The organism is Streptomyces sp. NPDC029151 (assembly GCF_055564315.1).
Window position 1 is genome coordinate 373265 of record NZ_JBVHWQ010000003.1, and the last position, 17131, is coordinate 390395.

At 70.9% G+C, this 17131-nt stretch carries 17 protein-coding genes and 2 pseudogenes; 5 read left to right on the plus strand and 14 right to left on the minus strand.

The window, feature by feature from the left end; translation table 11 throughout:
* Positions 1-606 precede the first annotated feature (606 nt).
* The 12 genes from ACZ4VF_RS14635 to ACZ4VF_RS14690 form a co-directional block, all read right to left on the minus strand.
* The gene (locus ACZ4VF_RS14635; protein WP_467926104.1) at positions 607-1416 is read right to left on the minus strand and encodes an ABC transporter ATP-binding protein; all 810 of its coding nucleotides are present in this window, start codon (positions 1414-1416) and stop codon (positions 607-609) included.
* Positions 1413-2486, minus strand: coding sequence for a FecCD family ABC transporter permease (locus ACZ4VF_RS14640; protein WP_467926105.1), 1074 nt, complete (start codon positions 2484-2486; stop codon positions 1413-1415). Before ACZ4VF_RS14640 ends, ACZ4VF_RS14635 begins: the two co-directional genes overlap by 4 nt.
* Before the next feature lie 2 nt (positions 2487-2488).
* A complete protein-coding gene (locus ACZ4VF_RS14645) occupies positions 2489-3568 on the minus strand; it encodes an ABC transporter substrate-binding protein (protein WP_467926106.1) in 1080 nt (359 codons plus the stop codon).
* A gap of 182 nt (positions 3569-3750) precedes the next feature.
* Positions 3751-4389, minus strand: coding sequence for a sigma-70 family RNA polymerase sigma factor (locus ACZ4VF_RS14650; RefSeq protein ID WP_467926108.1), 639 nt, complete (start codon positions 4387-4389; stop codon positions 3751-3753).
* A 199-nt stretch (positions 4390-4588) separates the two neighbouring features.
* Positions 4589-5347, minus strand: a complete 759-nt coding sequence (locus ACZ4VF_RS14655) for a hypothetical protein (protein WP_467926109.1) — start codon at positions 5345-5347, stop codon at positions 4589-4591.
* Positions 5348-5717: 370 nt separating this feature from the next.
* Positions 5718-6458: a YcnI family protein gene (locus ACZ4VF_RS14660; protein ID WP_467926110.1), complete on the minus strand. Its 741-nt coding sequence runs from the start codon at positions 6456-6458 to the stop codon at positions 5718-5720.
* Positions 6459-6497: 39 nt separating this feature from the next.
* A complete protein-coding gene (locus ACZ4VF_RS14665) occupies positions 6498-7094 on the minus strand; it encodes a hypothetical protein (protein WP_467926112.1) in 597 nt (198 codons plus the stop codon).
* 464 nt (positions 7095-7558) lie between these two features.
* Positions 7559-8392 carry a PIG-L family deacetylase gene (locus ACZ4VF_RS14670; RefSeq protein WP_467926113.1) on the minus strand — a complete coding sequence of 278 codons (834 nt, stop codon included), beginning with the start codon at positions 8390-8392 and terminating at the stop codon, positions 7559-7561.
* 731 nt (positions 8393-9123) lie between these two features.
* On the minus strand, positions 9124-9444 hold the full coding sequence (locus tag ACZ4VF_RS14675; RefSeq protein WP_467926115.1) for a hypothetical protein: 321 nt from the start codon (positions 9442-9444) through the stop codon (positions 9124-9126).
* Positions 9438-10043, minus strand: a complete 606-nt coding sequence (locus ACZ4VF_RS14680) for a TetR/AcrR family transcriptional regulator (RefSeq protein WP_467926116.1) — start codon at positions 10041-10043, stop codon at positions 9438-9440. The genes ACZ4VF_RS14675 and ACZ4VF_RS14680 overlap by 7 nt, the downstream gene beginning before the upstream one ends.
* 205 nt (positions 10044-10248) lie before the next feature.
* The gene (locus ACZ4VF_RS14685) at positions 10249-11076 is read right to left on the minus strand and encodes an SDR family NAD(P)-dependent oxidoreductase (RefSeq protein ID WP_467926117.1); all 828 of its coding nucleotides are present in this window, start codon (positions 11074-11076) and stop codon (positions 10249-10251) included.
* Positions 11076-11942 (minus strand): SDR family NAD(P)-dependent oxidoreductase, encoded by an 867-nt coding sequence (locus ACZ4VF_RS14690; RefSeq protein ID WP_467926118.1) that lies wholly within the window; start codon positions 11940-11942, stop codon positions 11076-11078. The genes ACZ4VF_RS14685 and ACZ4VF_RS14690 overlap by 1 nt, the downstream gene beginning before the upstream one ends.
* A gap of 96 nt (positions 11943-12038) precedes the next feature.
* Here ACZ4VF_RS14690 and ACZ4VF_RS14695 point away from each other — a divergent pair, with 96 nt between their 5' ends.
* Positions 12039-12626, plus strand: coding sequence for a PadR family transcriptional regulator (locus tag ACZ4VF_RS14695; RefSeq protein ID WP_467926120.1), 588 nt, complete (start codon positions 12039-12041; stop codon positions 12624-12626).
* A gap of 336 nt (positions 12627-12962) precedes the next feature.
* Here the strand turns inward: ACZ4VF_RS14695 and ACZ4VF_RS14700 are convergent, their stop codons facing one another.
* Complete coding sequence (locus tag ACZ4VF_RS14700; RefSeq protein ID WP_220499035.1) at positions 12963-13337, minus strand: winged helix-turn-helix transcriptional regulator; 375 nt, start codon at positions 13335-13337, stop codon at positions 12963-12965.
* Between the two features lie 174 nt (positions 13338-13511).
* Between ACZ4VF_RS14700 and ACZ4VF_RS14705 the strand changes: the two genes are divergently transcribed.
* On the plus strand, positions 13512-14384 hold the full coding sequence (locus ACZ4VF_RS14705) for an SDR family oxidoreductase (protein WP_467926121.1): 873 nt from the start codon (positions 13512-13514) through the stop codon (positions 14382-14384).
* A gap of 64 nt (positions 14385-14448) precedes the next feature.
* Here ACZ4VF_RS14705 and ACZ4VF_RS14710 read toward each other — a convergent pair.
* Positions 14449-14520 (minus strand): annotated as a pseudogene (locus ACZ4VF_RS14710) (transposase); the annotation flags it as partial.
* A gap of 189 nt (positions 14521-14709) precedes the next feature.
* Here ACZ4VF_RS14710 and ACZ4VF_RS14715 point away from each other — a divergent pair.
* The 3 genes and pseudogenes from ACZ4VF_RS14715 to ACZ4VF_RS14725 all read left to right on the plus strand — a co-directional run bounded on the left by ACZ4VF_RS14715 (position 14710) and on the right by ACZ4VF_RS14725 (position 16825).
* Positions 14710-15351: an FAD-binding oxidoreductase gene (locus tag ACZ4VF_RS14715; protein ID WP_467926122.1), complete on the plus strand. Its 642-nt coding sequence runs from the start codon at positions 14710-14712 to the stop codon at positions 15349-15351.
* A 609-nt stretch (positions 15352-15960) separates the two neighbouring features.
* Positions 15961-16050, plus strand: a pseudogene (locus tag ACZ4VF_RS14720) (BBE domain-containing protein); the annotation flags it as partial.
* Positions 16051-16165: 115 nt separating this feature from the next.
* The gene (locus ACZ4VF_RS14725) at positions 16166-16825 is read left to right on the plus strand and encodes a hypothetical protein (RefSeq protein ID WP_467926592.1); all 660 of its coding nucleotides are present in this window, start codon (positions 16166-16168) and stop codon (positions 16823-16825) included.
* The last annotated feature ends 306 nt before the right edge of the window (positions 16826-17131 follow it).

Consider the following 17131-nt stretch of genomic DNA (forward strand, 5'->3'; position numbering starts at 1 on the left):
GTGGGCTGCCGGGCGGCAGCCTCGTCCCACAAGTCGGGAGGGATCGCACACGAGTTCCCGGATGCGTCCGGAAATCATGGCGGGCAGGCCGGAACTGCCCGCGCCGGTCGACCGCGACGAGCAGACGCGGCGAGCGGTCACGGCGACCGGTCACGGCGACCGGTCACGGCGGCCGGTCACGGCGGCCGGTCACGGCGATCGGTCACGGCGGCCGCCGCGTGCCGGCTCGCCCGACACGGCCGACACGGCCGGCGGATACGGCAGCATGCGGAGTCTCAGCCCGGCGGCACAGCCGACGGCCGCGCCGAACGCTCCGTCGACGACGAGCCCAGCCGGCCGTACCCGGCCACGAGGACGGCGACGGTGGCCGCGAGCAACGGCCGGGATCCGCCGCTGGTCCGCGCCCGGCCACGCCGGTCTTCCTTGGCTCGGGAACCCAAGGCCAGGCCGGGCGGGAACCGCCGTGCACGTCGCGTCGGAGCCGCGCCATCGGACCGCCCTGCCCCACCACGCTGAGCGCGCCCCTGCCCGGTGCGTGCGGCGGAGGGCTCTTCCCCTGCCCCCGCACACCGAATCGGCATGCGTACGGCGGAAATCCGCCTTCGCTCAGCCGACTGCCGAAGAGGCCTCCGAGGTACCCTCGTCCGCCGGCGTTCGGTGGTCGAAGGCGATGAGCGGGTCACCGGTCAGGGGATGGTCGACGACCGCCGCTCGCACTCCGAACACCTCCGCCATCAGCGCGGGCGTGAGGACTTCCCGCGGCCGGCCGGAGGCGACGACCGCCCCGTCGTGCAGGACGTGGAGACGGTCACAGACGGAGGCCGCGGCATTCAGGTCGTGCAGCGACACCAGGGTCGTACGGCGCCGGACCCGCAGGAGGGCGAGCAGGTCGACCTGATGGCGGATGTCGAGGTGGTTGGTCGGTTCGTCCAGCACCAGGATGTCCGGGTTCTGTGCGAACGCCCGTGCCAGCAGGACACGTTGGCGCTCACCGCCGGACAGGGCCGTGAAGCGGCGTCCGGCCTGCTGCGCCATGCCGACGTCGGTCAGGGCGCGGGCGACGATGTCCCGGTCGGCGGCGTCCTCCCCGGCGAAGGCACGCTTGTAGGGCGTACGGCCCATCGCGACCACCTCGCGCACGGTCAGCTCGAAGTCGCTCCCCCGCTCCTGCGGCAGGGCCGCCACGTGCCGCGCCGACTGCAGCGGGGTCAGCTCCCGCAGGTCGGTGCCGGCGAGCAGGACCCGCCCGGCGGTGGGCTTGAGGTGCCGGTAGACGGTGCGCAGGAGCGTGGACTTGCCGCTGCCGTTCGGTCCGACCAGGCCGGTGATCTCGCCCTCGGCGGCGACGAGTCGGGCGCCCGCGAGCACCGTACGGCCGGCGTAGGCGACGTGCAGGTCCTCGATGTCGATCCTCAACTGCCGCTCCCCAGGCGCCGGTCCAGCAGATACAGCAGGGCCGGAGCCCCGAGCAGCGAAGTGACCACACCCACCGGCAGCTCCTGCGTGTCCATCGCCGTACGGCACACGATGTCGACCACGACCAGCAGCAGAGCCCCGAACAACGCGGAGACCGGCAGGAGGCGTCGGTGGTCACCGCCGACGATCAGGCGGCAGACGTGCGGCACCATCAACGCGACGAACGCGATCGCGCCGGAGACCGCCACCAGGACCGCGGTCAGCACGCTGGTCACGGTGAACAGCTCGCGGCGCAGCCGGGTGACGTCGATGCCGAGTCCGGCGGCCGTCTCGTCGCCCATCAGCAGGGCGTTCAGGCCCCGGGCGCGTGCCTGGAGCCACAGCAGCGCGGCGGGTACGGCGACTGCGGGTAGCGCGAGCAGTTCCCACGTCGCTCCTCCGAGGCTGCCCATGAGCCAGAACAGGACGCTGCGGGTCTGCTGCTCGTCCCCGGCCCGCAGTACGAGGTAGCTGGTGAAGCCGGAGAGGAACTGGCCGATCGCGACCCCGGCCAGTACCAGCCGCAGCGGCGCGAATCCTCCGCCGCGCCGGGCCACCGCCCACACCAGCGCGAACGTCGCCAGCGCGCCGGCGAAGGCCGCGCCGGACAGGCCCAGGCCCAGTGCTCCGCCGGCGCCGAGGCCGAGGACGATCGCGGCGACCGCGCCGAGGGAGGCACCGTTGGAGATGCCCAACAGGTAGGGATCGGCCAGGGGGTTGCGCACCAGCGCCTGGACCGCCGTACCGACGACACCGAGGCCGGCACCGACGAGGGCGGCGAGCAGGGCACGAGGGAGCCGGAGCTGCCAGACGATGAGGTCGTCCGTGCCGGGGCGCGGCGCCTCACCGGACAGCCGCCGCCACACCACGCCCCACACCTCGCCGGGCGGGATCGACGTCGAGCCCCAGGCCACGGCCAGCGTCAGCGCGGCCAGCAGCGCCACGGCCAGAACCGCCGCCGGCGGACCGGCGTGCAGGCTGCCGCCCTCCTCCGCGGCCGTGGCCTTCCGGCGCACCCGTGTGAAGGCCACGATCAGCCGACCTTGCCCGGGTAGAGGGTCCTGGCGATGGCCTCGACCGTGTCGGCGTTGCCGACTCCCGCGATGGTGGTCTGCTCGGAGCCGATGCGCAGGAAGTGGCCTGCCTTGACCGCCTTCAGTCCCTTGGTGGCGGGGTTCGACCTCAGCCACTGTTCGGCCTCGTCGAACGCCTTCTTGTTCGCGGCCTCGCTGCCGCGGTCGCGCACGCCGAGCTGGATCCAGTCGGGGTTCTTGGCGATGACGTCCTCCCAGCCGACCTGCTGGTAGTCGCCGTCGCAGTCGGCGAAGACGCTGCGGGCCCCGGCCAGGGTGATCACGGCGTTGGCGACCTGGCGGTTGCAGGTGACGGAGGGCTGCTTGGTACCGGCGTCGTAGTCGAAGAAGAAGTACGTCGGCCGCGCGCTCCGCGGCGTACCGCCGACCGCCTTCTGGACGGCGCCCACCTTCTGCTTCATTCCGGCGACCAGCTGTTCGGCCCGCGCGCCGGTTCCGGTGACCGCGCCGAGGGAGGTGATGTCGGCCTCGACGGCGGACAGGTCGGTCACCGGCGTCTTGCTCCGGGCAGCACAGGCGGTCGACTTCAGGTAGATGTGTTTGATCCCGGCGGCCTTGAACTCCTGCGCCGTCGGCGCGTCCCCCATGCCTTGGCCTCCCATGCTTCCCATGGAGGCGAAGGTGTCGATGTAGAGGTCGGCGCCGGAGCCGAGCAGCTTCTCCTTCGGGATGACGGTCCGGCTGAGGACCCTGACCCTCTGCGCCTGTGCGTCGAGGGTGCCGGGCAGCGTGCCCTTGCCGGGCGGGAAGCCGGTGCCGATCACCTGGTCGCCGGCGCCGAGGCGCAGCAACAGCTCCAGGCTGGACCCGTTGCTGGTGACGATTCTCTTCGGGGCGCCGGAGAAGGTGGTCCTGGCGCCCGTGCAGTCGGTGACGGACACCGGGTAGCCGCCGGAAGCCGCCTTCCCGGCCTGCCCCGCGTTCCCGTCCGCCGTGTCCTTCCCCCCGCCGCCGCAGCCCGTCACCAGCAGGCCGCCCAGCGCGACGGCCGCGGTACCGCCCCACACACGAGAACGCATCGAACAACTCCCGGATCCACTCGGTACACGGGCGAGCCTTCGCCACCCGCTCCAGTAGTCGGAGCGAAGGCGCCCCGAGTTCCCGGCCGGTTGGCGATCCGGCTCAGGTGAACCGCTTCCGGTGCTCCGGCGACGAGGGTGCCGGTGCCGTTTCCAGCCGGCACCGGCACCCTCCCGGAGCGTCAGGCCGCCGGCGCGGCGGACCGGTCCTCCCCCACTGCCCCGACGGCGTGGGAGGTGCCCTCGTCGTCCAGCAGATCCATCAGGGTCGCGCGAGCACGGGCCACACGGGAGCGGACCGTGCCGATCGGGCAGTCGCTGACCTCCGCGGCCTCCGCGTACGGCAGGCCGAGCAGCTGCGTGAGGGTGAACGCCTGCCGACGGTCGTCGGGCAGCGAGGCCAGCAGATCCAGCAGGGCGATGCCGTCGTCGAAGCCGGGCAGGTCGCACGGCTGGGCGCGTTCGGCGGCCAACTGCCAGTCCGGTACGTCCGCGAGGCGCGGCCGGGCGGCGGCGTACCGGTAGCTGTCGATCACCGCCCGGCGGGCGATGGACAACAGCCACGCCCGGGCCGAGGAACGCCCTTCGAAGCGGTGCAGGCTGCCGAGCGCGCGCAGGAACGTGTCCTGTGCCAGATCGTCCGCAGCCTGGGGATCGCCGCACAGGTGGGTGACGTAGCGCTGGACGTCCCGGTGCAGGGCGCCCACGAACTGTTCGACCGCATCCGCGTCACCGCCGCGGGCGGCCAGCGCCCACGCGGTGATCGATTCATCGTTCTGGTCGCTTCTGGCGCGCGAGGTGGGCAGGGCAGAGGTGATCACCTGGTGTCCTTCTCGGGTCAACCGTGATCCGGACCAGGGGCGCGCCGCGGCGCGCGGTCCGGTGAAAGGGGAAGAGACGGCCCTACGGCGTCGCTGTGGCGCTACAACGCCTGTGCCGGCGTACAGCGCCCGTGCGGTCGTACGACCGTGGCCCGAGGCGCACCCGGGGAGTCGGGCAGCCTCGGGGAACCAGCTGTCTTCAGACGACAGCCGTCCCCGCCGGCGGCCCCCGAGAGGTGATCGCGTGGACGAGAAGGAGGAGACGCGGCGCCCGGTCCGAGCGGCGGCGCCGCAGGCGGACGCGCGGGCGATCGGGCGTACAGGGCAGGGCGAACAGCAACCGCAGCGGCGCCGCCAGCCATCCGGCCGCCGCCCGCAGGATCCGGAAGGCGGCCTTCTCGCCGTACGCCAGCCACAGGCCGCACAGCACCGCGGCGAGCAGGTGGGCGGCGAGCATGCCGAACGACGACGAACCACCGTCCATGGAGTGGCCCATGTGATCCATGGGGCTGGTGCCCGTGCGGTCGACGTGCAGGGCACCCATGTCCATGGAGCCCATGTGCATCGAGCCCATGTGCATCGAGCCCATGTGCATGGAGCCCATGTGCATGGAGCCCATGTGCGTCGAGCCCATACCCATGGAGCTGCCCATGGAGCCCATGCCACTCATGCCCATGGAGGCCGGCCCGCCGGATGTGCCGGACGTCGACTGGGCGTAGGAGAACGCCTCGTGGAGCACCGTCTGGACGGCGACCATGACCGTCACGATCAGCGGCAGTCCGCGCTCACGCCCCGCCAGACACCAGCCCACGGCACAGGTCACGGCCCCGCCGGCGGCCAGCGCCCACGCGGGCACGTCGGTGCCGGACATCAGGACGTGGCCCAGGGCGGCGAGCAGCACGCACGTGGCCGCGAACACCGCGGCCCGTATCGCGCGAGCACACCACCCTGCTGTCATGGTGCCTCATCCTCGCATCCGGGCTTCCGTCGTCATGCGTGGGTACGGGCATCCACGGGGGACCGTACTCAATGCGCCGGATGTGATCCAACCCACGCCAACCAGCGGGAACTCGATGGCACTCCGCCCCGACGTCCAGGTGACGGCCTCTGCGCCCTCAAGGCGGCGATCACCCGCCGCTGCCGCCCGGGCGGATCACGACCGCGATCGTCTCAACCGGCGCCCAGCGTTCGAAGCACAGCGTGGAAGGCACCCGGTCACCACCCGCCGGCCGGCCCCGGCTCGCCGCGTCACGTGAGGGACGAGTGTGCCAGGGGTCGCGGCGACGAGCGCCGCCCTGCCGACGGCTACCGTCGGCAGGGCGGATGTCCTACTCCGCCCGGGATCCGGCGGAACGGCCGCGCACGAGGGCAAAGGCCGCCGCGGCCAGGCCCAGCACGCCGACGACCAGCCCGGCGATGCCCAGACCGCGGGCGGCCGAGTCGCTCGCGGAAGCGGTCGGCTCGGCGCTCCCGGAGCCCTTCGAAGCCGCTGCCGAGGCGGTCGGAGCAGCGCTGCCGTCCTCCGCCCCCTTGGCAGTGAGCTTCAGGACAGGAGCCGCGTTCTCCGGCTCCTGTCCCCCCTGCGCCTCCTCGATCCAGCGGACGACCTTGCCGTCGGAGTACGTCTGCAGGGCCTTGAAGGTCAGCTGGTCGGTGTCGTCCGGCAGCCGGCCGAAGGCGACGTCGAAGTCCTCGTACTGTCCCGCGCCGATCTTGCCGCCGGTGAAGGTGATCTCGGAGGCGGCCTCGGTGAGGGTGCCGTCGTCGGTCTTGACCGGGGTCTTGAGCTTGGTGGTGGTGACCTTGGCGGTCCAGCCGTCCTGCGGGTGCACGAGCACGCCGAGGACGGGGTGGTCGGTGGGCAGGAACACCTGGACCCTGGTGGTGGAGGCGTTGTCTTCCTCGTTGGGGACGCGGAAGGTCAGCACGCCGTCGGTCGCTCCCTTGGCGTAGCTGTCGGGGTGGACGGTGACGTGCGCGGAGGCGACGCCCGCGGCAGCGAGGAGTCCGGCGGCGGTCAGGGCGGTGAGGGCGCCGGCGCGGCGCAGGGTGGTGCGGGTCCTGGACATGGGTGAGGGATCTCCGTACGGAAGAAGGGATGTCTGCGGTCAGAACGCGTACGACAGCACGTACGACATCCCCGTCGGCGGCCCCCGCCGGTGGACGGCGTACCTCAGCCGTATCTGTCGCAACGCCCACGGCTCACCGGCAGCCCGGCGTACCAGCCCTGGCCCGGCCGCGCGCCACGCCCCGCCGGCCACCTCCCACCAGGCGGCAAGCCCCGGCACGAACGCGACCGCCCAGCGCAGCAGCGACCACAGCGCCGCCTCACCGTGCCGCAGCCACCAGGTCAGCAGCAAGGCCGCCCCGGCATGCGCGGCGGTGGCGTGCGGTGTCAGTGCATGGGGCGCTTGGACCATCCGCATGCCATGCACGACCACCGCCGTGTGAGGGGGCTCCGCGGCGTGGAAGACAAGATGCAACCCGCCCTGGGCGGCCAGAATCCCCGTACCGATGGCGGCCAGCGACCGCTCACGGCCACCCCGCAGACAGCCGACCGCGAAGACCGGCACGAAACCGGCGGCCTGCACCCACACCGACGGCGCCATGCCCGTGGTCATGACGTGCCCTCCGGCCGCGAGCAGCACGCACAGCACGGCGAACACCGCCGCACGCACGGTCCGCACCGCCAGGGACACGCTCACGGCACCCGATGCTGCCACGCGGCCCAACGATCCCTCCCCCGGCCCACGCATACGCATCACCGCCCACGAAGCTCCACCTGGCCGACCCGCCTCCTCCTTACGAGTCGGACGCGAGTGCCGTTCAGTTCCCGGACCTCTCGGGGAAATCGAAGCATCGGTGGCACGTCGGGAAGCACGAGCGCACACCCGCCACCTCGACGCCCCCGGCAGGCGACGGGGTCACGCGTCCGCCGCATCCGCGCCGGGCATCCCAAAGACAGTCCCCCGCGGCCACCGATCCGTCCGTTCCGTCCGGACACCGGAGGCCGCGACCTCATGCGCGGAGCCGCTGGACGAACACGTGGAGGACATCCCGCACCCGTCCATCAGAACGCGCAGGGCGGCCGGCCCGACGATGGAAAACCTCGCCGGTATCCCGGCCGCAGCCGCCGGAGAGGTCCCTCTTCCGGCCGGGCATGGGCGGATCAGCGCAGTCCGGCGAAAAGGTCGTTCTCGGGTACGGCTGCGCCGGTGCTGTCCTGAACACGTACGAAGGTTTCCATGCCCATCAACTCGCCGAACCGTTCGTGTCCCAGCTTGAGGAAGAAGATGTTCTCGCCCTGACTGGCGTGCGCGGCCAACGCGTCGAACTTCTGACCGCTGAACCGGGTCGTGTCCACCCATGTGGTGACCTCGTCGTCGGGGAGGCCGATCTCGGCCATCGCGGCGGCCTCGGCAGGATCCGGCTCGGGCATGTCCTCATGGAACTCGCGCATGACCTCGCCGAATCGCTTCATCATCGAACGGGGCATCGTGGTCCAGTACACCTTCGGTACCGGCACGGTCATTTCCAGCGCCGCCATGGTGATGCGGTGGGCCTGGATGTGGTCGGGGTGACCGTAGAAGCCGTTCTCGTCATAGGTGACGACCACATCAGGCCGGTAATGCCGCATGAGCTCCGCGAGCCGGGCCGCGCCTTCCTGCACGGGGGTCTGCCAGAAGGAGCCTGGGGCGTCGTTGCTCGGCCAGCCCATCATCCCGGAGTCGGCGTAGTCCAACGTCTCCAGAGCGCTGACCTTCAAGACGGCACAGCTCGCTTCGAGTTCCTGTCGGCGCATCGCGGCGACCGCCACCGGATCGTGTCCGGGATCGCCCGGCTTGACACCTCCGGGTCCGTCACCGCAGCGGCCGTCGGTACACGTCACGAGAACCGTGCGGATGCCTTCCGCCGCATACCGCGCGAGGACGCCTCCGGTTCCGGTGGCTTCGTCGTCGGGGTGGGCGTGCACTGCCATGAGCGTCAAGGGCCGGTCGGTCATGAAGCAATCCTTTCGCAGAAATACGTCTGGTCCGAGTGCGCAGCGGGCGCACGGCGAACTCGAGCCCGGATCCTGGTGCGGCGCCGGTCTCTCAGCGGATGCAACCGTGCCGGTCGGCCGGCTGTTCCCGGCGCGGCTGCTTCGGCCTTCCGGACACCGGCGGACGAGACCATTCCCGCAGCGGAGCTGGAGATCCGACCCATTCCCGGACCACCCCGCCGCCGGCCTCACCGGGGTCACCATCGAGTGGTACGACCACGCAACCGGCCGGGACCAGGGCGTGGGAGCCTGCCTCATGGGCGTACCAGGTCAGCGCCGGAGCTCAGCTCTGCCGGTGGGAGCAGCGGACGCGTTCAGTCTGGACGACCAAGGGGACGTCGCGTACGGCGAGCCCCTGGTTGGGTCCGGTCCATCCGCTTGGTGGTGCGCAGGGCCACGGTGCGCCTTTGGACGCGGAGTTCACCGCCGGATGAGCCTCCCGGCACGGGGGTTCACGGAAGACCCGCAGCGAGCGACCTCGTGAGGACGCCGGATCGTCTACGCGTGCGATGGCGGAGCGAGGCGCCGTAGGCCCTCAGACACATGCGTCCGGCGAACAGCGCCTCGCGGGCGCCCACCTCGCGGGTCGGAGCGGGACGGAGAGCAGCAGGCCGCACGGGCACTGGGCCGGCTTGATGGCGGCCACCCGCGCCCTCCATGTGGTTCCTGAAGCTCGACGGCGGGTCGGCCGCTCACGAACGGGAGCTTGACCTCGCCTCATCCGCAAGAGGAGTCCGGCCCCGGCCGAAGGCGCCGATGGTGGCGTGAAAGATGCCCATACCGAGGACGCCGAGGGCAGCGGCGGCGAAGGCGGGCACTGGACGCTCGGTCGCACGGGCCGCCACGGCCAGGAGCACGGTGATGACGTACATCGCCCAACCGGCGATCAGGTTGACCAGCGGGCCGTCACCGAACGGAGTGGGGAACCGTTCCTTGGTGATGCCCTTGACGAAGTGCGGGGTGGCGTTGGCGGCGAAGACTCCGGCCAGGAAACTCAGGACCATGGTCAGCATGTAGACCCATTCTCTGGAGTACGGGTGAGGCCACGTGCGGTGAGCTGGGCCAGGTGACGCAGACGCGCGTGCTTGACCTCCGGTGCCTGGCGGGCCTGCGCGATGCCCGCCAGGGCGTCACACAGGAGTTCTGCGGTGTCGCGGGCGGACAGCACCGGCCCGAGCAGGTCGAGTTCATCGGCGCAGTCATGGAGGACGTCCTCGACGACGTCGCGGTAGCTCTCTTCGAAAGCCTGGACGGTGTCCGCGGCGATGTCCGCGGCTTCGCGGAACAGTTCGGCGTGGGGCTCGGCCCGGACGGATTCTGCGAGCACGTCCAGTTTGACGGCCAGGACGAGGTACATCCTGTCTTCGGCCGACAGCGCTCGCGCCTTCTCGCCCGCCTCACGTGCGGCAGTGGTCACCTGGGCGGAGACGCGATGCGCGACGGCCCGGAACACTTCCTGCTTGTTCTTGAAGTACTGGTAGACGGCAGGTCGTGACATGCCGGCTGTCCGGGCGATCAGGTCCATGGAGGTCCGACGGTAGCCGTACCTGCCGAAAACGCTCAGGCCCGCGGCGACGATCCGGGCCCGCTTGGCGTCCACCGTTTCTGACATTCTGACACTGTACGTATCTTCTGTCAGCCGGGCAATCACATCCCGGGGCTGCGGCACCGGCGCACGCGCTCGGTGGTCGCCCTCGGCGAGGGCCTTTTGCGGCCGCTGTCGCCCACGACCGGGTGCCCGCGAAGGGCGGGCACCCGCATCGCCCCTCCCGGTACCGCACTCACCGCGAGCACGGGGCGAGGCGATGCGGCCCGGCTCAGGAGCCGAACGGTCCGCGCAGCTCTTCGGTGGCGGACCACAACGCCCGGGCGGTGGCGGTGTCGTAGGAAGGGCGTGACGAGGCCACCGGGGTGAAGCGGTCGTAGTACTGACCGGCGGTCACGCTCCCCGCCGCCAGGCGCACCACCGGCTCCGCGCCGCGGCGTGCGGACAGGGCCAGGGCATGGACCAGGCGTACCTGAACGGTGGGGAACTCCCGCCCCAGGCTGGTGCGTACGACGCCTGGGTGAAGCGCTGCCACGGTCAGCTCCAGGTGGCGTGCGTGGAGTTGGTAGGTGAACATCAGGTTGGCCAGCTTGGTACGGCTGTAGACCAGGAAGGGGTCGTAGTCCCGTTCGCTCTGCAGGTCGGTGAGGTCGAGGGTCACGGTGCCGCCGCCTCGCATGGGAGTGCGGTGTCCCTCGGAGTTGACGTTGACGACCCGGCCGTCTCCTCTTCGCAGGAGGGGCAGCAACCGGCTCGTCATCGAGTACGGGGCGAGGTGGTGGACGGCGAAGTTGAGTTCAAAGCCCTCGGCGGTGGTCTCCCGGCGGGGCCGCATGACACCTGCGTTGTTGATCAGGGTGTCGACCGCATCGGTGACCTCGTGCACCTGGCGTGCCACGGAGTCGATGCCGTCCGCCGTCGCCACGTCCGCACGGATCACATGGGCGCGGGGAAGTGCACGGGCGAGGCTTGCGGCACGGTCCGGCCCGCGCCCAACCAGAATCAGGCGGTGGCCGTCGGCGGCCAGGGCGTGGGCGGCCTGCCGGCCCAGGCCGGAGGTCGCGCCGATGACGACGATGGTGCGCGACCCGCTGCTCATCAGGCGGCCCCCGAGGGGATCGTGCCGAGCTTGAAGCTGCTCGCGATGAGCCGCTCGCGCAGTCCGGCGGGCAACCGGGAGATCATTCCCAGGGCCCGGGCGTCGGAGCCGGCCACGTAACGACGCTTGGGACGGCGGGCTTCGACGGCCGTGACGATGGCCTTGACGACCCGGTCGACGGGACCGTTCTTCTGGCGGGCCATCACTTCGGCGAACGCCGCTCGGTGGTGGGCGTACAGGGTCAGGAGGTGAGGGTCCACGGAACCGGTCGCCGCCTTCGCCGCCGCGTCGGCCGAGGCGAAGATCGGGGTCTCGGTGGCGCCCGGCTCCACCACGATCACCGGGATGTTCCAGGCGGCCAGTTCCAGGCGCTGGGCGTCGGACAGCGCCTGCAGGGCCGCCTTGCTCGCGGAGATCGGGGCCAGCATCGGCAGCGGGGTGCGGGCGGTGGGCGCGCTGACGTTGACGACTCGGCCGCCACCCGACCGCACCAGCGGCAGGAAGGACCGGGTGACATGCGTCGGGCCGAACGTGTTCACCTCGAACTGGCGGCGCAGCTCGGCAGCCGGCACCAGCTCCAGCGGGCCCTGCACGATCACACCCGCGTTGTTGATCACCGCGTGCAGCCCGCGCGCCGCGGCCGGGTGATCACCCACCTGCCGGGCGGCGTCTTCCACGCTGTCCGGATCGGTGACGTCCACCGGCACGGTCACGACATGCGGCAGCGCGTCCAGTGAGCCGCGATTGCGGCGGACGCCGGCGAAGACCAGGTAGCCGCTCTCGACCAGCGCTCCGACCAGGGCTTCACCGATGCCTCCCGCCGCCCCGGTCAGGAACACCGCACGCTTGCGTCGATTCTCCGACATCACGACCCCCTCTTTCGACATGTAGCTCCTTACATGTCAGTCTCTACACGTCCAAAGTGCGTGTCAAGCTTGTCCGAGGAGAGAGGAAGGAGCCGCATGTCATTGCGTCACGGCGTGCTGGGTCTGCTCGCCGAAGGACCGGCGAGCGGCTACGACTTGGCCCAGCGTTTCCAAGAGGTCCTGGGGGCCGTGTGGCCGGCCAAGCATCCCCAGATCTACGCCGAACTCGGTCGCCTGGCCGACACCGGCCTGATCGAGGTGGAGAGCGAAGGGCCGCGCGGCCGCAAGGCGTACCGCATCACCGACGCGGGACTGACCGAGGTGCGGACCTGGCTCGTCGAGGGGGAGGTCGACCACACCGTGCGGCTGCAGCCGCTGCTCCGGTCCTTCTTCTTCTGGCTGATGGAGCCCGAGGACTTGCAGCGGCACCTCGCCCGGGAGGCGGAATTCTTCACCGCGATGGCAGAGCAGTACCGCGCCTTCGCCGCGGCCAAGGACCGCGGCGACTTCGGCGACAGCGCGCAGACCCGATCCACGCGCGTGGCCGTCGAGGCCGGTGTCCGTCTCTACCAGGCCCTTGCCGACTGGGCCGACTGGGCCCGTACCGTGCCTCCGGCCACCCCCGCGACCCCCGGCCCGGAACAGCCGACGCAGGAACCGCCTTCCACCGACACGGAGCAGTAACCGCATCGCCGCCGCGCCATAGTCGACCCTCGAACTACGGTGCCCGTCAGCACCAAACCAGCACCGGAGAAGCTCGCGCTGGTAGAGAGCGAGGACTTTTCCGGCCGGGATGGGCGGCGGGCATGTCGACAGGCACCGAGGATCGTCACTCTCCGCAGAGCCGTCTTGCTTGCACCACTGCGGCCCGGTGACTGCCGACTAGCCGCGAAGCGCGCAGGAACAGGCAGCCGCCTCTCAGGGCTCCCAGCTAGCCGCCGCCCGGCCGGTATTCAACGTTTCGGTCGGGCCGGTCTCGGCGAGGCGGCCGTCTATGAGCAGACCGCTGGCCGCCGCTGACTACCTGGTGCGCTCAGTGCGGTCGTCGTACTCTTCGCGGGCGGTGATGACTTCTTCGATGTGCAGCACGGACCACTCCGTGAGCGCCTTCAGCGGTTCCCGTAGCGTCTGGCCGAGCGCGGTCAGCTCATACTCCACGTGCGGCGGCACCTCTGGGTAGACGGTCCGGCTGACCAGCCCGTCGCGTTCGAGGGTGCGCAGCGTCTGGGTGAGCATCTTCTCGCTCACGCCCGCCAGCGCCTGCCGGAGCCGGCCGAACCGGGAGGTCCCGTTCCGGCCGAGTTCGCCGAGCACGAGGACCGCCCACTTGCTGCCGATCTGGTCGAGCAGGTCCCGCGACGGGCAGCCGCGCTCGTACGGATCGAATGACGGCATGGGCCCGGTCACATTCTCGACAGCAGCCATACGGCTCACCTCGATGCTTTCGCTGCGGTAAGTACCCTACCAAGAAGTGGCTACTCCCCAACAGAGAGTGTGCAGGTCATTCTGTGTTCCATCCCGCGGCGGACGGACCGCGGCAGGCGTGCAAGGCACGCGCGGAAGGAAGGAATGACCATCATGCCGATCGTCGTCACCGGAGCCACCGGCCAGCTGGGCAGGCTCACCGTCGAGGCACTGCTGCGGCGCGGGACCCCGGCCGCGGACATCATCGCGACCGGCCGGGACATCGCCGGGATCAAGGATTTGGCCGACCGCGGCATCACGGTACGCCGCGCCGACTTCGCGGACACCGACGGCCTGGCCGAGGCATTCGCGGGGGCGGACAGGCTGCTGCTGATCTCGGCCTCGGTCCCCGTGGGCGAGCGGGTCGCCAACCACCGCCGCGTGATCGACGCCGCGGCGTCCGCAGGCGTGTCGCTAGTGGCGTACACGAGCACGACGCACGCGGACACGGCCACCACCGTCATCGGTGCCACGCACGGCGAGACCGAGGCGTATCTGCGGGACCGCGGAATCCCCAGCGTGCTGCTGCGCAACGGCTGGTACCTGGAGAACTACACCAGCCAACTGCCGCAGATCCTGCAGAACGGCGCGGTCGTCGGCGCCGCGGGCGAGGGGCGGATCAGCGCCGCGTCCCGCGCCGACTACGCCGAGGCCGCAGCGGTCGTCCTCACCACTGAAGGCCACACCGGCGCCGTGTACGAGCTCGGCGGCGACGAATCCTTCACCCTGACTGAGCTCGCCGCCGCGATCTCCGCTGCGGCCGGAAAGCAGGTCACCTACGCCGACCTCCCGGTGGCCGACCTCGCCCAGGTAATGGCCGCCGCCGGCCTACCCGCCGAGCTGGCGGAGGTCCTCGCTGACGCTGACCGCGGCATGAACCGCGGCGAGATGTACACCGACTCTGGCGACTTGCGCCGCCTGATCGGCCGCCCGCCCGTGACCCTGGCCGAGGCTCTCGCGGCCGCCCTGCATCACTGAGGTCGAACTCGTGAGGCGGCCGGGTTGCTCAGGTGGGTCTGCTCGTCAGGCCGGTCTCGGCGAGTCAGCCGTCTATGAGTTCGCTGCGGTACTGGACCTGCCGTAGGCCGCGCCGGATGCGCTGGACGAGGTGTTCGGGGTAGACGGCGGCTTCATCTCCCCGCCCGACCAGGTCGGCCCCCGGCCGCTCCCGTTCGACTACCCGGTACTCACCGACATCCACACCCTGTCCGCCCTGCGCAGCGCCCGGGTACACGCCCCCGCCATCCGGCGGACGGCCGCCTCCGGCGCGTCCGATGCGGACTGGCCGGCCCTGAAGGCCGGAATGCGGGGCGTGCTGCTCACGCCGGAGCAGGCCGCCTACGAGCAGGCCCGGCTGCTGGTCAACCAACGCTTCGACGACATCCGGCCCCAGGCGATCGTCTACCCGGCCGGCGTCCACGACGTGGTCGAACGCGTGAACTTCGCCAAGGCCGGCCGCATTCCGCTGGCCTTGCGCTCCGGCGGACACAGCTACGCCGGATACTCCACCGGCCACGGCCACGGCCTCGTGCTCGACGTCAGCTCCCTGAACTCCACCACCGTCGGCGGAGGGCGGGCACGGTTCGGCGCTGGCGTCAAGGGCGGGCAGGCACACCTGGCGCTGGCCGCGGCCGCAGCCGGGCTGCCGCTCGGCCGGTGCCCCACCATCGGCCTGGCCGGCATCACCCTCGGCGGCGGACTGAGCGCCTTCACCAGAGCATGGGGCCTGGCCTGCGATCACCTGCGCGAAGTGGAGATCGTCACCGCCGACGGACGCATCCGCCGCGTCCGCGCCGACTCACCGTCCCCGGACGACGACCTGTTCCGGGCCCTGTGCGGCGGAGGCGGAGGCAACTATGGCGTGGTCACCGCCTGGAGTACGCCACCGAGGACATCCGCGACCTCACCTACGTCAGGTTCATGCTCACCTGGCCCCCCACCATGACCGCAGCCGTCATCGAAGGCTGGACGGCATGGAACGCCGACCCGGCGACACCACGTAACGTGACCTGCGCCTTCGAGCAGCTCAGCGACTCCGGCATGCCCGCACTGCCCGCCGTGACCGGAACCTTCATCGGCACACCCGCCGACCTCGAACCGGTGCTGGACCGTCTGGCCGCTGAGGTGGGCCGCCCCGAGAATGGCCGAGTGATCGTTCCCTGCGACTACACCCGGGCCGCCTGCGAAGCCGACCGCTGGGGCGGAGGCACGTTCGGCCCCCGGGTCGCCTTCGCTGCCAAGTCACACATCGTGCGGGAGCTGCTCAGTCCGGCATCCGCGACCGAGATGGCCGCAGCTCTGGGGCAGTTGCACGATTTCACCGGTGTGGGCGGGGCCAGCGGCCTGCTCGTCGACGCCCTCGGTGGCGCGGTCGGCGACCGGCCCTCGGCTGCGACCGCCTTCCCGCACCGGGCTGCCGTCGGCGTCGTGCAATACCACTCCCTACTGGCACCACTTCACCGACCGCACCCCCATCGACCGCCGACTCGACTGGCTGCGCGAAACCCACGCCACCTTGCAGCCCCACCTCGGCACCGGCGGCTACACCAACGGAATGGGCCCCGAACTCACCGAATGGCAGGTGGCCTACCACGGCGAGAACCACCCCAGGATGCAACGCGTCAAGACCACCTACGACCCGGAGCAGCTGTTCGGCTCTGCAGGCGCCGGGCGAAGGACTGCTGCCCGGGAGGCCGGCCACAGGGCGAGGGAGCGCGGACGCGGTTCTGTCGGAACGGAACCCCGCTTACGCCGGCGCGGTGAAGGTACCTGTCGACGGCCACGGCGAACGAATCCAGGACGGGTTCCTCATCCCCCGCAAGGAGCTTGGCTGGTACGGCCAGCTGCTCGCGCGCACAGGAGCGGCAGGCCAGCTGGCATTCGCCGGAGCGGGCACCGAAATCGCCCAATACCTGACCGACAAGCAGGGCCACAAGCACTACAAGCAGCAGACCTTCGCCGGTTCGTCCAGCGTCCGGGACGCGCGGCACCAGATAGGCCCGACGGTCTACGTCGGAACCGATCAAGTGTTCCGACTCAACCGGATCCGTGTCGAGGCGTTCTCAGGGATGGCCGAGGAACTGTACGACCTGCTGGTCAAGGGACAGGTGGAGGCATACCGGAACCGGGCGTACGAGCTACGCGACACCTACCTGACCAGCACCACGGCACCGCTGTGGGGTCCGGTTTCCTTCGGCGCCGAAGGCACCGTGATGGCTCTGCGCGTGCTGCCGAAGAAGTCGACTCGTGGAACGAGAACCCCAGGCCCTTCACCTGGACCAAGACCGCCGACGAGATCCTCACATCCCTCGCCGACTACCTCGCCAAGGTCACCCCCGCCACCCGTAATAGCAAGAGACTTAAGCCCCCGATTTCCGGCGCATCACACTAGCCGCAGGCTTCCCACTCCCATCGGGTAAGGCTCCGACTGGTGGCGAGCGTGTCCGCGTGGTTGGGTCCCTGTACCCGCAGTTGGTCCTGAAGCAGCCCCGCACATGCTGTGGCAGCGCCGATCACATCCCCCATCTCCCCCCGCCACCGGGCGAGCTGGCCCCGCGTGCGCAGAGTGTGGGGGTGATCGGGCCCCAGCACACGCAGTTGGTCCTGCAGCAGCTCTGCAGTCGCCGTGGCGGCGCCGATCACATCCCCCGCCTCTCCCCGCCACCAGGCGAGATGACCCCGGGCGCGCAGGGTGTCGGGGTGGTCGGGCCCCAGCACACGCAAAC

Excerpts from the sequence above, each read along its gene's own strand:
- ACZ4VF_RS14645 (WP_467926106.1), bottom strand. The coding sequence starts at position 3,568 with ATGCGTTCTCGTGTGTGGGGCGGTACCGCGGCCGTCGCGCTGGGCGGC.
- ACZ4VF_RS14655 (WP_467926109.1), bottom strand. The coding sequence starts at position 5,347 with ATGACAGCAGGGTGGTGTGCTCGCGCGATACGGGCCGCGGTGTTCGCG.
- ACZ4VF_RS14660 (WP_467926110.1), bottom strand. The coding sequence starts at position 6,458 with ATGTCCAGGACCCGCACCACCCTGCGCCGCGCCGGCGCCCTCACCGCC.
- ACZ4VF_RS14670 (WP_467926113.1), bottom strand. The coding sequence starts at position 8,392 with ATGACCGACCGGCCCTTGACGCTCATGGCAGTGCACGCCCACCCCGAC.
- ACZ4VF_RS14675 (WP_467926115.1), bottom strand. The coding sequence starts at position 9,444 with ATGCTGACCATGGTCCTGAGTTTCCTGGCCGGAGTCTTCGCCGCCAAC.
- ACZ4VF_RS14680 (WP_467926116.1), bottom strand. The coding sequence starts at position 10,043 with ATGTCAGAAACGGTGGACGCCAAGCGGGCCCGGATCGTCGCCGCGGGC.
- ACZ4VF_RS14685 (WP_467926117.1), bottom strand. The coding sequence starts at position 11,076 with ATGAGCAGCGGGTCGCGCACCATCGTCGTCATCGGCGCGACCTCCGGC.
- ACZ4VF_RS14690 (WP_467926118.1), bottom strand. The coding sequence starts at position 11,942 with ATGTCGGAGAATCGACGCAAGCGTGCGGTGTTCCTGACCGGGGCGGCG.
- ACZ4VF_RS14695 (WP_467926120.1), top strand. The coding sequence starts at position 12,039 with ATGTCATTGCGTCACGGCGTGCTGGGTCTGCTCGCCGAAGGACCGGCG.
- ACZ4VF_RS14700 (WP_220499035.1), bottom strand. The coding sequence starts at position 13,337 with ATGCCGTCATTCGATCCGTACGAGCGCGGCTGCCCGTCGCGGGACCTG.
- ACZ4VF_RS14705 (WP_467926121.1), top strand. The coding sequence starts at position 13,512 with ATGACCATCATGCCGATCGTCGTCACCGGAGCCACCGGCCAGCTGGGC.
- ACZ4VF_RS14715 (WP_467926122.1), top strand. The coding sequence starts at position 14,710 with ATGCGGGGCGTGCTGCTCACGCCGGAGCAGGCCGCCTACGAGCAGGCC.